The organism is Actinomycetospora callitridis (assembly GCF_028737265.1).
Lineage (GTDB): Bacteria > Actinomycetota > Actinomycetes > Mycobacteriales > Pseudonocardiaceae > Actinomycetospora > Actinomycetospora callitridis.
In genome coordinates this window covers 117,663-131,681 of record NZ_JAQZAK010000013.1, presented here as the reverse complement: position 1 = coordinate 131,681, position 14,019 = coordinate 117,663, and the positions used below count along the sequence as shown (strand labels likewise).

The 14,019-nt window shown below is 73.7% G+C and carries 14 protein-coding genes; 12 read left to right on the top strand and 2 right to left on the bottom strand.

The genetic code is table 11. The annotated features are described in order from the left end of the window. Positions 1-100: 100 nt before the first annotated feature. From PH191_RS27850 to PH191_RS27825, 6 genes are all read left to right on the top strand, one after another. Positions 101-895, top strand: coding sequence for a DeoR/GlpR family DNA-binding transcription regulator (locus PH191_RS27850; protein ID WP_274197882.1), 795 nt, complete (start codon positions 101-103; stop codon positions 893-895). A gap of 75 nt (positions 896-970) precedes the next feature. Beyond that, positions 971-2,482 (top strand): FGGY-family carbohydrate kinase, encoded by a 1,512-nt coding sequence (locus PH191_RS27845; protein WP_274197881.1) that lies wholly within the window; start codon positions 971-973, stop codon positions 2,480-2,482. Beyond that, positions 2,479-3,099: a histidine phosphatase family protein gene (locus tag PH191_RS27840; RefSeq protein ID WP_274197880.1), complete on the top strand. Its 621-nt coding sequence runs from the start codon at positions 2,479-2,481 to the stop codon at positions 3,097-3,099. The genes PH191_RS27845 and PH191_RS27840 overlap by 4 nt, the downstream gene beginning before the upstream one ends. A gap of 102 nt (positions 3,100-3,201) precedes the next feature. After that, positions 3,202-4,527 (top strand): MFS transporter, encoded by a 1,326-nt coding sequence (locus PH191_RS27835; protein WP_274197879.1) that lies wholly within the window; start codon positions 3,202-3,204, stop codon positions 4,525-4,527. Between the two features lie 31 nt (positions 4,528-4,558). Continuing rightward, positions 4,559-5,278, top strand: coding sequence for a YoaK family protein (locus PH191_RS27830; RefSeq protein ID WP_274197878.1), 720 nt, complete (start codon positions 4,559-4,561; stop codon positions 5,276-5,278). 82 nt (positions 5,279-5,360) lie between these two features. Continuing rightward, a complete protein-coding gene (locus PH191_RS27825; RefSeq protein WP_274197877.1) occupies positions 5,361-6,554 on the top strand; it encodes an MFS transporter in 1,194 nt (397 codons plus the stop codon). Here the strand turns inward: PH191_RS27825 and PH191_RS27820 are convergent. Further along, entirely contained in the window at positions 6,496-7,689 is a 1,194-nt protein-coding gene (locus tag PH191_RS27820; protein ID WP_274197876.1) for an MBL fold metallo-hydrolase, read from the bottom strand. The genes PH191_RS27825 and PH191_RS27820 overlap by 59 nt on opposite strands. Before the next feature lie 172 nt (positions 7,690-7,861). Between PH191_RS27820 and PH191_RS27815 the strand changes: the two genes are divergently transcribed. From PH191_RS27815 to PH191_RS27790, 6 genes are all read left to right on the top strand, one after another. After that, the gene (locus PH191_RS27815) at positions 7,862-8,743 is read left to right on the top strand and encodes a class II glutamine amidotransferase domain-containing protein (RefSeq protein ID WP_274197875.1); all 882 of its coding nucleotides are present in this window, start codon (positions 7,862-7,864) and stop codon (positions 8,741-8,743) included. Continuing rightward, on the top strand, positions 8,728-9,435 hold the full coding sequence (locus PH191_RS27810; protein WP_274197874.1) for a glutamate synthase: 708 nt from the start codon (positions 8,728-8,730) through the stop codon (positions 9,433-9,435). The genes PH191_RS27815 and PH191_RS27810 overlap by 16 nt, the downstream gene beginning before the upstream one ends. Continuing rightward, the gene (locus PH191_RS27805; protein WP_274197873.1) at positions 9,435-10,757 is read left to right on the top strand and encodes an FMN-binding glutamate synthase family protein; all 1,323 of its coding nucleotides are present in this window, start codon (positions 9,435-9,437) and stop codon (positions 10,755-10,757) included. Before PH191_RS27810 ends, PH191_RS27805 begins: the two co-directional genes overlap by 1 nt. Further along, positions 10,754-11,980: an NAD(P)/FAD-dependent oxidoreductase gene (locus PH191_RS27800; protein WP_274197872.1), complete on the top strand. Its 1,227-nt coding sequence runs from the start codon at positions 10,754-10,756 to the stop codon at positions 11,978-11,980. The genes PH191_RS27805 and PH191_RS27800 overlap by 4 nt, the downstream gene beginning before the upstream one ends. A gap of 16 nt (positions 11,981-11,996) precedes the next feature. Further along, positions 11,997-12,722 carry a helix-turn-helix domain-containing protein gene (locus PH191_RS27795; protein WP_274197871.1) on the top strand — a complete coding sequence of 242 codons (726 nt, stop codon included), beginning with the start codon at positions 11,997-11,999 and terminating at the stop codon, positions 12,720-12,722. A 93-nt stretch (positions 12,723-12,815) separates the two neighbouring features. After that, a complete protein-coding gene (locus PH191_RS27790; protein ID WP_274197870.1) occupies positions 12,816-13,460 on the top strand; it encodes a hypothetical protein in 645 nt (214 codons plus the stop codon). 13 nt (positions 13,461-13,473) lie between these two features. Here PH191_RS27790 and arr read toward each other — a convergent pair whose 3' ends face one another. Then, the gene (arr, locus tag PH191_RS27785; RefSeq protein WP_274197869.1) at positions 13,474-13,920 is read right to left on the bottom strand and encodes an NAD(+)--rifampin ADP-ribosyltransferase; all 447 of its coding nucleotides are present in this window, start codon (positions 13,918-13,920) and stop codon (positions 13,474-13,476) included. Positions 13,921-14,019 lie beyond the last annotated feature (99 nt).

Here is a 14,019-nt window from a genome sequence, read left to right as displayed (position 1 = left end):
ATCGGCACTGGGAAATTAACATCGCCGATGTGATCGAAGAAAGAGACGATGCGCGACCACCCGCGCCGCACCCGGAGTCGACTGCGGGATGCTGGGAGCCGTGAGCGGCCGACCGCCCCCGCCCCGCGCGGTGCACGCGAGGACCAGCCGCCAGGAGCGGATCGTCGATCACGTGCTGGCGGCGGGCTCGGCGAGCGCGGCCGAGCTGGTGGACCTCACCGGGGTCAGCCTCATGACCGTGCACCGCGACGTCGACGACCTCGCCCGCCGCGGGCTCGTGCGGAAGTACCGCGGCGGCGTGTCGGCCCAGCCGACCTCGGTGTTCGAGGCGCACTCGGAGTACCGGCGGACCGTGCACCGGACCGAGAAGGCGAGGATCGCCGACGCCGCCCTCGCCATGGTGGAGCCGGGCTCCTCGATCATGGTCGACGACTCGACAACGGCGTTGGCCCTGGTCGAGCGCCTGGAGGACGTCGGCCCGCTGACCGTGGTGACGAACTACCTGCCCGCCCTCGAAATCCTCAAGACGATCCCCGACGTGCGCCTGATCGCCCTCGGGGGCGACTACTCACGCACCCACGACTCGTTCGGCGGGATCGCCGCCATGGAGTCGGTCACGCGGATGTCGGTGGACGCGGCGTTCGTGTCCACGTCGTCGATGACCGGCTCGATGACCTACCACCAGGAGCAGGACATCGTGCTGGTCAAGCGCGCGATGCTCGACGCCGCGGCACGCTCGGTGCTGCTCATGGACTCGAGCAAGGCCCCGCGGCGTGCCCTGCACCAGCTCCGGCCGCTCGACGCGTTCGACGCGCTCGTGGTGGACGACGGGGTCGGCGACGAGCTGCTGCTGGAGATGCGCGAGCACGTGGAGGTGACGGTCGCAGCACGCTGAACGGCGCATCGTTCTTGTGAAGTTCACACCGGACTTGGTACATCTGAGACGCTGCTGACGAGCGTGGAGGTCCCGATGGTCCGCTCCGATCGCACCTGGATCGGGATCGACCTCGGCACCCAGAGCGTCCGGGCGGTGGCCGTGGACGACGTCGGCGCGCTGCGGGCCGGGGCCTCGCGCCCGCTCGAGAGCCGGCGCACCGCCGGGCCCGACGGGTCCGCCCGCCACGAGCAGGACCCGGACGCCTGGTGCCGGGCCGTCGACGCCGTGCTCGCCGAGGTGGTCGCCGCGGTCGATCCCGGCTCGGTCGGCGGCCTCGCCGTGGACGGCACGTCGGGCACCGTCGTGCTCGTCGACGACGACGGCACCCCGCTCTCGCCCGGCGTGATGTACGACGACGCCCGCGGGAGCGCCCATGTCGAGCGGGTCCGCGAGGCGGGCGCCGCGGTCTGGGACCGCCTGGGCTACCGCGTCGGCGCCACGTGGGCGCTGCCCACCGTGCTCGCGCTGCGCGACGAGCAGCCCCACAGCCGGGTGAGCCGCGTGCGCCACCAGACCGACGTGATCACCGCCCACCTCGTCGGCCACGACGTCCCCACCGACACGAGCACCGCGCTCAAGACCGGCTACGACGTGCTCGACGGACGGTGGCCCACCGCGGTGCTCGCCGACCTGGGGCTCGACGTCGACGCGCTGCCCGACGTGGTCCTGCCCGGCCAGGCCCTCGGCGGCGTCGGCGCGGAGATCGCGGCGGCCACCGGGCTGCGTCCCGGCACGCCCGTGCTCGCCGGGATGACCGACGGCTGCGCCGCCCAGCTCGGGGCCGGCGCCGTGCGCCCCGGCGACTGGAACGCGGTGCTGGGCACCACGCTCGTCCTCAAGGGCGTCACCGACCACCTGCTGCACGACCCCACCGGCACCGTCTACTGCCACCGCGGGCCCCAGGCCGGCTGGTGGTTCCCGGGCGGGGCGTCGAGCACCGGCGCCGCGGTGCTGGCCGAGCTGGTCGAGCCGTCGCGCTTCGAGGAGCACACCGAGGCCCTGCTCGCCGACCCGCCGGCCGACCTGCCCGTCGTCTACCCCCTCGCGGGCACCGGGGAGCGCTTCCCGTTCGCCGCGCCGGACGCCCGGGGCTTCTGGCTCGACGATGACCGTCCCCGCCCGCTCGACGAGCTGGTCGGCGCCGTCGGGGAGCGCACCGCGTTCGCCGCGCTCGCCGAGGGCGTCGCCTTCGTCGAGCGCCTCTGCATCGACCACATCGCGGCCCTCGGCGCCGACACCGGCGGCCGCCGCACGATCACCGGGGGCGCGACCCGCAACCGGTGGTGGAACCAGCGGCGCGCCGACGTCCTGTCCACGGCGCTGGAGCGCCCCGACCAGGCCGAGCCCGCCGTCGGGATGGCGCTGCTGGCCCGCGCGGCGGTCGACGCCGACGGCGGTGAGCCCGATCTCGTGGCCGCCGCAGCCGCGATGGTGCGCACCGCGGAGATCGTGGAACCACGGGGTACCCCGGCGCTCGACGAGCGCTACACCGCCTTCCGCACCGCGCTCGGGGAGCGCGGCTGGATCACGGAGGACGCCCCATGACCGAGCTGGTCCTCGTCCGCCACGGCGAGACGGTCTGGCACGTCGACAACCGGTACGCGGGCCGCTCGGACGTCGAGCTCACCGACCGGGGCCACGACCAGGCGGCGCAGCTCGCCCGCTGGGCGGCCGAGGCCGGGCTCGACGCCGTCCTCACCTCGCCGCTGCGGCGCGCCCACGAGACCGCCGTCCCGGCCGCGCGGGCCGCGGGTCTGACGTGCCGCGTCGACCGGCGCCTCGTCGAGGTCGACTTCGGCCAGGGCGACGGGCTCACCCGCGACGAGATGCGCGAGGCGTTCCCCGACGCCCTCGAGGCGTTCGTCGCGTGTCCGGCGAGCCACCCCTTCCCCCGGGGCGAGGCCGGTGAGGCCGCCGTCGCGCGCGCCCTGCCGGTGCTCCGCGAGGCGGCCGAGGAGCACCCCGGCGGCCGGGTCCTCGTCGTCGCCCACCAGTCGCTGCTGCGCCTGCTCCTCTGCGAGCTGCTGGAGATCCCGCTCGACCGCTACCGCACGATCTTCCCGCGGCTGGAGAGCGCCGCCCGCACCGTCGTGCGCCTCGACGACGGCGGGGCGCCGGCCCTGCTGGCCCTCAACGTCCGGTGCGACGGACGAAGTCGCTGACGGTCCGCGACCAGTCACGTCTGGTGATCCGGGCACGCGCTTTCGTATGATCCCCGTCACACGGACGACGGACACCCTCCTCGCGGAAGGCCGGTTCCCCCGATGCAGCCTGCTCCGAGCACACGGCCCGCCCCCACCGCGAAGGAGACCCGCCGCGTCGCGGGGGCGACCCTGATCGGCACATCCATCGAGTGGTTCGACTTCTTCGTCTACGGCGCGGCGGCCGCGCTGGTGTTCGGGAAGCTCTTCTTCCCGACGGCGAACCCCCTCACCGGCACCCTGCTCGCGCTCTCGACCTTCGGTGTCGGGTTCATCGCCCGCCCGTTCGGCGGCGTGATCTTCGCGCACTTCGGGGACCGGATCGGCCGCAAGTCGATGCTGGTCCTGTCGGTGGTGATGATGGGCGGCGGCACGTTCCTCGTCGGGCTGCTGCCGACCTACGAGGCGATCGGCATCGCCGCGCCGATCATCCTCGTGCTGCTGCGGATCGTGCAGGGCATCGGTCTCGGTGGCGAGTGGGGCGCGGCGGCGGTGATGGCCGTCGAGTACGCGCCACCGAACCGCCGCGGGTTCTTCGGGAGCTTCCCGCAGACCGGGGTGCCGGCCGGGATGCTCCTCGCGAACCTCTCACTGCTGATCGTCTCGGCCGTCCTGTCCGACGAGGACTTCCTCTCCTGGGGCTGGCGGATCCCGTTCCTGGCGTCGATCGTGCTCGTCGTGGTCGGCATCGTGATCCGGCTGAAGGTGGCCGAGTCGCCGGTCTTCGAGCAGGCCCGGTCGGCCGGGAAGATCGAGCGGCAGCCGGTGATCGCCGTGCTGCGCCGCCAGCCGCTGAACGTCCTGCGCGCCGCGGGTCTGCGCTTCGCCGAGAACAGCACGTTCTACATCCACACCACGTTCGTCCTGACCTACGGGACGATCGTGCTCGGGCTGGCCCGCAGCGACCTCCTGCTCGCGGTCATCATCTCGTCCGCGCTGGGGCTGGTCAGCATCCCGTTCTACGGCTGGGCGTGCGACAAGTACGGGCGACGGCCGGTGGTGCTCTGGGGCTCGGTGGTGCTGCTCGCCATGAGCTGGCCGTACTTCTGGGCGCTGGACACCCGCTCGCTGTTCCTCATCGTGGTGGCGACGGTGATCGCGGTGAACATCGGCAACTCGGCCGTCTACGCGCCGCAGCCGGCCTACTTCTCCGAGCTGTTCGAGCCGGAGGTGCGCTACAGCGGGGCGTCGATCGGGGCGCAGGGCGCGAGCGTGTTCGCCGGCGGGCTGGCCCCGGTGATCGCCACCGCGCTGCTCGACGCGACCGGCGGCTGGGGCTGGATCGCGGTCTACATGTCGGCGATGGTGCTGATCACGATCGTCACGGCGCTGCTCTCGCCGGACCCGTACCTGGCGGCGCTCAAGAGGGGCGAACCGGTCTCGGTGTGACCCGACCGGCCGTCACCGCCAGGATTGTCGGATGACGGTCGGCCCGGCACTGCGCGGTGCGTTGATCGACGACCGGGACGGCCCGTTGCCCGCGATGCTCCTGGCCCTCACCGTGCTGGCCGGGGTCGTCGACGCCGTCAGCATCCTCGCCCTCGACCGCGTCTTCGTGTCGTCGATGACCGGCAACCTCGTCTTCATCGGCATCGGGCTCGCCGGCGTCGAGGGGTTCTCGGTGTTCTCGCCGCTGGTGTCGCTGGGGTCGTTCGTCCTCGGGGTGCTGGCCGGGGCGTGGATCTGCCGGCGCTCGGGCGGCCACCGCGGACGGGCCCTGCGCAACGTGACCGTCTACAAGGCCGTCCTCGCCCTCCCGGTCACGGTCCTCGTGCTGGTCGTGGGCGACGTGCTCCCGGCCGGCGTCCGCACCCTCGTGATCGTGCTGCTGGCCGCCTCGATGGGCGGTCAGCTCGCCCTGATCCGCTACCTCAAGGTCCCCGATCTGCTCACCGTGGTGCTCACGCTGACGATGACCGGGGTGCTCACCGAGCGCGGCGCCGGCCGCGGTGACCCCAAGGTGGTCCGCCGCGGGCTCGCGCTGGTGGCCTTCACCGTCGGCGTCCTCGCCGGCGCGCTCCTCGTCCGGCTCGTCTCCGTGGGCGCCGCGCTGACCTTCGGGCTCGCGATCATCCTGGGCGTCGGTCTGACGATCCACCTGCTGTCGCGACGCGAGGGGGCGTGGGCGACGCCGAGGTAGCCGCAGCGGGACCGCATCCCGCGGCCTACCCTCGGTGTCCGTGATCCCCGCCGCCGTCCGCCCCGCGACGGCCTGAGCCCTGGTGCTCCGCCGCGCGCGCATCCGACCCGCCACGTCCTTCACGACGGCATCGGTCTCGCTGGTCGCGATCTGCGCCGCGGCGGGCGTCCCCGCGCCGCTCTACGTCGTCTACCAGCAGACCTACGGGCTCTCGACGATCGCGCTCACCGGCGCGTTCGCGGTCTACATCCTCCCGCTGCTCGTCGCGCTGCTGTGCTGCGGCAGCCTCTCCGACCACCTGGGTCGGCGGCGCGTCGCCGTCCCGGCGCTCCTCGTGGGCGCGGCGGCGTGCCTGGTCCTCTCGACGGTGGACTCGTCGGCACCCCTGATCATCGGGCGCGCGGCCCAGGGCCTGTCGATCGGCCTCGCCCTCAGCGCGCTCGGGGCGTTCGTCGTCGACCTCGCTCCCCCGTCGCGGCCCGGGCTGGCCGGGGCGATCACCAGCGGCGCGCCCCCCGGGGGCATCGCGATCGGCTCGCTCGCCTCGGGGGCCGCGGTGCAGCTCGCGCCGGAGACCGCGCCCACCGTGTCCTTCCTGGTCACGGCGGGTCTGCTGACGGCGGGCGCCCTGGCGGTGGCGGTGCTGCCCGAGACGATCGCGCGCCGTCCCGGGGCCCTGCAGTCCCTGCGACCGGTGGTCCGTGTCCCGACGAGCGCCCGCCCGCTGTTCCCCGCGGTGTGCCTGCTCATCTCGGCGACCTACGTCCTCGGCGGCTTCACCCAGGCGCTGGCGCCGTCGCTGTCGGTCTCGGTCCTGGGTCGGCACGACCTGTTCAGCGGCGCGGTGGCCGTGGCCGTCTACCACCTGGCCGGTCCCGTGGCGGGGCTCGCCGCGAACCGCCTGCCCCCGTCCCGTGCGCTGACCGGTGGCGCGGCCGGGCTGGTGGTCGGGATCGCGGGCTACATCGCGGCCATCGCCGTCGGGAGCTTCGCGATCTACCTCGTGGGCGCGGTGGTCGCGGGTGCGGGCTTCGGCGTCGCGTTCGCCGGGGCGATGCGGGTCCTGCTCGACCGCAGCCCGGAGGGCGCGCACGCCGGCACCCTCGCCGCGGTCTACCTGTTCTGCTACCTCGCGGCCGCGGTCTCGAGCCTGCTGGCCGGGGTGGCCGTCGAGATCTGGGGCCTCGCCCCGGTGGCGACGGTCCTGTGCGGTCTGGTCATCGCGATGGTCGCGGGCGGGGCGCTGGGGTCGGCGCTCCGACTGCGGACGGCGTGACCTCGAGCGGCTCGTCGACACGCTCGTCGGGGTCCTCGGAACCCCACCACGGAGCGGACGGGACCGCCGCCCCCGCGAGGTCGAGACGCCGCCCCGGGGCCGGCAGGGCGAGCGCCACGCCGTGGGCCGCGGCGGCGCGCAGGGCCCGTTCCGCGGGCTCCGCCCAGGGATGGAACCCCAGCACGAAGGTCGCCCAGTGGATGGGCAGCATCACCCCTCCGCCGAGGTCGACGTGCGCCGCGACGGCCTGCTCCGGGGTCGTGTGGATGTCGGGCCACAGGTCGGCGTAGGCGCCGATCGGGAGCAGCGTCAGGTCGAACGGGCCGTGCTCGTCGCCCGTGCGGGCGTGGGCGCCGGTCGGGCCGGTGTCGCCGCCGACGTAGACCGCGTGCCCCGGGCCGGCCACCTTCCACGCCGCCCACTGCGTGGTGTTGCGGCGGAAGGATCGCCCGGAGAAGTGGCGACACTCCAGGCAGGTCAGGGTCAGGCCGGCGACGTGGACGACGTCGTCCCAGTCGCCCTCGACCACCCGCTCGGGCGGGATGCCCCAGGACCTCAGGTGCGCGCCGACCCCGAGCGGCGCGACGAACACCGCGTCGGTGCGGTCGGCGAGCTCGGTGACCGTCGGACGGTCCAGGTGGTCGTAGTGGTCGTGGCTGAGGAGGACGACGTCGAGGGCGCCCAGCTCCTGCAGCGACGTGGGGACCCCGTGCAGCCGCCGGGGACCGAAGCGGGGCACCGGCGACGTGTACTCGGACCAGACGGGATCGATGAGCACCCGGCGGCCGTCCAATTCGAGCAGCACGGTCGCGTGGCCGAGCCAGGTGACCGCGAGTCCGGAGCGCGCACGCCGGGCGTCGTGCGTGACGAGCGGGATCGGGCCCGGCGGCCTGCCGCGGGGCGACCGGTCGAGCAGCATCGTCGCCAGCTGCCGCAGGGTGAGGTCCGGCCGGGGCAGGCCGGGCTCGCGGTTGGCGAACGCCCCGTTGCGGGCGTGCGGGGACCGGGCCGCCGAGCGACGCAGCTCGGCGCGCGAGGCACCCATGTTGCGACGGATGTGCCGACCGAGGGCGGCGAGGGCGAGCAGGGACGCGGCGACGGCCGCGCGGAGCACGCCGGGGAGCGAGCGGGGCACGGCTCGACGATACGGACGAGATCACCGGGCGCCGACCGCCCCGCACCCCCGGGACACACGGACGAGACGGCGGACGTCACACCGCCCGATGAGCCGCACTCCTTCCCTGTCTCCTAGCAAGAGATTATGTTTCGCAGTACGACACCTCAGGTCCGAGAGAGAGGAACCGCCCGTGTGCGGGATCGTCGGACTCCACCTGCGTGACGCGGAGCTGTACCCGCAGCTCGGCCGCCTGCTCGAGTCGATGCTGTGCGGGGTCGTCGAGCGCGGCCCCGACTCCGCCGGGGTCGCCGTCTACGGCGACACCCGCCGCTGCCCCGAGGGCTACGCCGCCGTCTCGGTGCTCCTGCCGCCGGGCGCGGACACAAGCGGGCTCTCCCTCGACGGGGCCCTGGTCACGCCGGCCGGCGACACGACGATCGTCGCCGCCCCGATCGACGTCGACACCCTGGTCGAGCGCGTGCGGGCGACGTTCCCGACCGCGGTGGTCATCGGCTCGGGCCACGACCTCGCCGTCTACAAGGGCACCGGCCACCCCCGCGACCTCGCCGCGACCTACGACCTCGCGGAGGCCCACGGCTGGCAGGGTCTCGCCCACACGCGCATGGCCACGGAGTCCGCGGTGACCCCGGCCGGCTGCCACCCGTTCTCGGTGGGCCCGGACCAGTGCCTCGTGCACAACGGCTCGTTCTCCAACCACGCGACGATCCGCCGCGAGCTCGAGCGCGAGGGCGTGCGGTTCGACTCGGCGAACGACTCCGAGGTCGGCGCCCGCTTCGTCGCCTCCCGGCTGGCCCAGGGCGAGGACCTCGAGAAGGCGCTGCTCGCGCTGCGCGAGACGTTCGACGGCTTCTACACCCTGCTCGTCACCAGCGCGGACGGCTTCGCCGTGGTCCGCGACCCCATCGCGTGCAAGCCCGCCGTCGTCGCCGAGACCGACGCGTGGGTCGCCATGGCGTCGGAGTTCCGCGCCCTCGCCGGCCTGCCCGGCATCGAGTCCGCCCGCCTCTACGAGCCCGAGCCCGGAAAGGTCTACGCATGGACGCGTTCATGAAGGATGGGCTGGCTGGCGACACGATCACGTTCGACCTGGCGTCGGACCCGGTCCGGGCGCTGAACGCCGAGCTCCACGATCCGTCGGGGAAGGTCTACGAGGTCCTCCACCCCGCCGGCGCGCACGCCGTCGCCGCCGGCATCGACCGCGGGATCACCGTCGACGTCCGCGGGCACGCCGGCTACTACGCGGCCGGCATGAACGACGGCGGCATCGTCACCATCCACGGCAACGCCGGCACCGGCGTCGCCGAGAACATGATGTCCGGGACGGTCCGCGTCACCGGGGACGCCTCCCAGTCGGCGGGGGCGACCGCGCACGGCGGGCTGCTCGTCATCGGGGGCTCGGCCTCGATGCGCTGCGGCATCTCGATGAAGGGCGTCGACATCGTCGTCGGCGGCTCCGTGGGCTCCATGAGCGCGTTCATGGCCCAGGCCGGACGGATGGTCGTCTGCGGCGACGCCGGTGACGGCCTCGGCGACTCGATCTACGAGGCCCGGCTCTACGTCCGCGGCACCGTCGGCACCCTCGGCGCGGACTGTGTCGAGAAGCCGATGCGCGACGAGCACCGCGCCGAGCTGGCCGAGCTCCTCGCCGCGGCGGACCTCGACCACGACCCGGGCGGGTTCCGCCGCTACGGCTCGGCCCGGCGTCTCTACCACTTCACCTCCGAGCACTCGGGGAGCTACTGATGGACGCCGCTCAGCGGGGCCTGCGCGAGTCGGCGACCTTCGACCGCGCCACCATCGCCGGTATCCAGCACGCCGCCGCGAGCGGCGTCTACGACATCCGCGGCTGGGGCGCCAAGCGCGCACTCCCCCACTTCGACGACCTGCTCTTCCTCGGCGCCTCGATGTCGCGCTACCCGCTCGAGGGCTACCGCGAGCGCTGCGACACCGACGTCGTGCTCGGCGCCCGGCACGCCAAGTACCCCCTGCACCTCGAGACGCCGGTGACCATCGCCGGGATGAGCTTCGGCGCGCTCTCGGGCCAGGCCAAGGAGGCCCTCGGCCGCGGGGCCGGCGAGGTCGGCACGTCGACCACCACCGGCGACGGCGGCATGACCCCCGAGGAGCGCGACCAGTCGAAGACGCTCGTCTACCAGTACCTGCCGAGCCGCTACGGCATGAACCCGACCGACCTGCGCAAGGCCGACGCCATCGAGGTCGTGCTCGGTCAGGGCGCCAAGCCCGGCGGCGGCGGGATGCTGCTCGGCCAGAAGATCTCCGACCGCGTCGCGGGGATGCGGACGCTGCCCGCGGGCATCGACCAGCGCAGCGCCTGCCGCCACCCCGACTGGACCGGCCCGGACGACCTCGCCATCAAGATCCTCGAGCTGCGGGAGATCACCGACTGGGAGAAGCCGATCTACGTCAAGGTCGGCGCGACGCGGACCTACTACGACGTGAAGCTCGCGGTCGCCGCCGGCGCGGACGTCGTCGTCGTCGACGGGATGCAGGGCGGGACCGCCGCCACCCAGGACGTGTTCATCGAGCACGTCGGCATCCCCACCCTCGCGGCCATCCCCCAGGCCGTGCAGGCGCTCCGGGAGCTCGGGCAGCACCGCCACGGGGTGCAGCTGATCGTCTCCGGCGGCATCCGCACCGGCGCCGACGTCGCCAAGGCGATGGCCCTGGGCGCCGACGCCGTCGCGATCGGCACCGCCGCCCTCATCGCGCTCGGCGACAACGACCCGCGGTACGCCGCCGAGTACGAGGCGCTCGGATCGGCCGCCGGCTACTACGACGACTTCCAGGACGGCCGCGACCCCGCCGGCATCACCACCCAGGACCCCGAGCTCTCGGCGCGGCTCGACCCGGTCCGCGCCGGGAAGCGCCTCGTGAACTACCTGCGGGTGCTGACGATGGAGGCGCAGACGATCGCGCGCGCCTGCGGCAAGTCCCACGTGCAGCACCTCGAGCCCGAGGACCTCGTCGCTCTGACGATCGAGGCCGCCGCCATGGCCCGCGTGCCGCTCGCGGGCACCGACTGGATTCCGGGGCGTGAGCGATGAGCACCAGCACCGACACCGCCGAGGTCGTCGTCGTCGGCGGCGGCCTCGAGGGCTGCGCCACCGCCTGGGCCCTGGCCGAGCGCGGCGTCACCGACGTCGTCATCGTCGAGCGCTCCACCGTGGGCGACGGCGGGACCGGCAAGTCGTCCGGCGTCGTGCGCTGCCACTACGGGGTCGCGTCCCTGGCCGCCATGGCCACCCAGGCGCTGGACGTCTTCGAGAACGCCGAGGAGGTCCTCGGCACGGACGTCGGCTTCCACCAGACCGGCTACGTCGTCGGCGTCGGCCCGCAGAACGTCGAGGCCCTGCACGCGTCGATGGCGAACCAGCGCGCCGTCGGCGTCCGTACCGAGGACATCGACCGCGCCGAGGTCCAGCGCCTGTGGCCGGTGGCCGACCTCGAGCCCTTCGCCGCCTTCGCGTGGGAGGAACGCGGCGGGTACGGCGACGCCTACCAGACCGCCCAGGCCTTCGCCGCGGCCGCGCGCCGGGCAGGCGTCCGGCTCCGGCAGGGCACGACCGTCACCGGGATCCTCTCCGCGGGCGAAGAGGTGACGGGCGTGCAGCTCGCCAACGGCTCGCGGATCCACTCGCGCCGCGTCGTCCTCGCGGCCGGACCGTGGTCGGTGCCGCTGCTCGCCGCGCACGGCGTCGACCTGCCGATCACCGTCCACCGCGAGCAGATCGTGCTCATCGACCCCGGCCAGGACCTCGGGCCGGTGCCCGTGTTCTCCGACCTGGTCTCGCTGCAGTACGTCCGGAGCGAGGCGAGCGCAGCGACGGGGAATCGGGGCAGCGGCGGCGGGGAAATCCTCTTCGGTAACTCCGACCTCGCCGAGCTCGAGCCGGCCGACCCCGACCGGTACTCCAACCAGGCCAGCTCCGACTTCCTCGACCTCGCGGTCGAGAAGGTCGGGACGCGGTTCCCCGGGCTGGAGAACGCGTCGATCGCCTCGACGTACGCCGGCTGCTACGACGTCACCCCGGACTTCAACCCCGCGATCTCCGAGACGCCCGTCGACGGCCTGTTCGTCGCCGCCGGGTTCTCGGGCCACGGATTCAAGATCGCCCCCTCGGTGGGGCGGCTCGTCGCCGACCTCGTCGTCGACGGCAAGAGCCGGGACGTCGACATCCCGGAGTCGGACTTCCGGCTCTCCCGTTTCGCCGAGGGCGACCTGCTGCGCAGCCCCCATCCCTACGTCGGGGCCGGTCAGATGCGGTGACGGCATACTGAGCCCCATGAGCCGCCGCGACGTCCCTGGCCCGAGGGCGAACGGCCCGACGGACACGGACGCCGCCGGTCAGGGTGTCGATCAGGGTGTCGATCAGGGTGTCGATCACGGCCCGGCGGCGCGCGAGGTCGATCGCCCGGCGTCGCAGGAGGGCCGTCTCGAGCGGGCGATCGGCGCGGAGGTACGCGCCCGGCGCCGGGCCTCCGGGGCGACGCTGGCCGAGATGGCGGTGCGCACCGGCATCTCGAAGCCGATGCTCTCGAAGATCGAGCACGCGCAGATCTCGTGCAGCCTCACGACCCTCGCCCGGCTCGCCGACGCCCTCGACATCCCCGTCACCGCCTTCTTCCGGGGCGCCGACGTCGACCGCGAGGCGGTGCACACCCCGGCGGGCGCGGGCGCGCGGATCGTCGCCCGCGGCACCCGCGTGGGTCACGACTACACGCTGCTCGGTGGTCTGCGCGGGCAGCACAAGCGGATGGAGGCACACCTCGTGACGCTCACCGAGCGCAGCGAGGTGTTCCCCCTCTTCCAGCACCCCGGCACCGAGCTGCTCTACATGCTCGAGGGTCACATGATCTACAGCCACGGCGGCGCGAGCTACGACATGCGCCGTGGCGACGCGCTCCAGCTCGACGGCGAGGGCGTCCACGGTCCGACCGAGCTGGTGGAGCTGCCGATCCGCTTCCTGTCCGTCGTCGCCCACCCGGACACGGGCCCGCACGGCGACTGACGGCTGTGGCCTCGGCCACGAGCTCTGGAGTGTGCCGCCACGGCACGGTCGACGGTGGGGTGGACAGCGACCGCACCCGACGGGACGACGACCATGTTCACCACCGACCGGCGGCGCCGGCAGCTCTCGAGGGTCGAGCCCGGCGACGGCAGCCCGATCCAGGACTTCCGCTTCTGGCAGATCCTGAGCCGTTCACTGTTCGCCCTCGAGCTCCCGGACGGCTCCGGGCACCGCCACCTCTTCGAGGTCGACGTCCGGCACCTGGCCGACGGCACCACCGCGAGGAGCCCCGCCTCCCTCTACCGCGACGGCGTGCAGGTCGCCCGCGCGAACCTCCCCGCGACCTTCACGGTGCCCGGCGGCGTCATCGAGGTCGCCACCAGCCAGTACGGGCTCAAACGCATGCACCACGTCACCGACGACGGTGCCGAGCACGTGCTGCGCCCGCACCCGAGGACCCAGGAGGGCCTGCGCGCCCGGTTCGGCGAGCGGTTCCCGCGCACCAGCACCGTCCTCGGTGCCGTGGCCGTCGTCGTCTTCCTGGCCGCGGGCGCGGTCGCGCTCCTGCAGGGCATCGACACGGTGACCCACAGCCCGGTGATCGCCCAGCACCTCGGCACGTTCACCTCGCCGATCCGTCTCTCCACCGGTGGGACGATCGCCGTGGGGCTGGCCGGGGCCCTCGCCGCCACCGAACGCGCCCTGACGTTCCGGAGCCGGTGGCTGATCCGTCGGTGAGCCACGGGCGAGGTCAGTCGAAGATGACGGCCGCTCCGCGTCGCCGCAGGTCGGCGAGGCCGTCCTTCATCGCCTGCAGCTGCTCGGCGGTGTGCCCCGTCCAGCCCTCGAGCTCGCCGACGACGCGGACGGGCTCGCGGGTCCGGTAGGAGCGGGTGGGGTTGCCCGGCAGCTTCTTGTCGGTGACGTTCGGGTCGTCCTCGATCTCGCCCGTGGGCTCGACGAGGTAGATGCGAGGCGGCCCGTCGCCGGGCGCCATCTCGGCGCCCCAGGCCGCGGCGTCGAGCGTGGCGGTCACGTAGACGTGGTTCATGATCCGCCCCGCTTCGTAGTTCGACTCGCGGCCGGCGACCAGCAGGTCGCCGACCGCGAGGTCCGCCCTGGTGCCGTGCAGGAGGACGCCCGGCTCGTGGACCTCGTACGGGGTCGGCCCGCTGCTCGTGCTCTGCTCTCCCGCCATGACCGCTCCCCGGTTCGCCGCTCCCGCTCCGCCTCGCGGGCGGGGATTCTCCGGCGCCGGTGAGGGCTTGCCGCAAGCCCCGGTCCGCGCTATACGTTG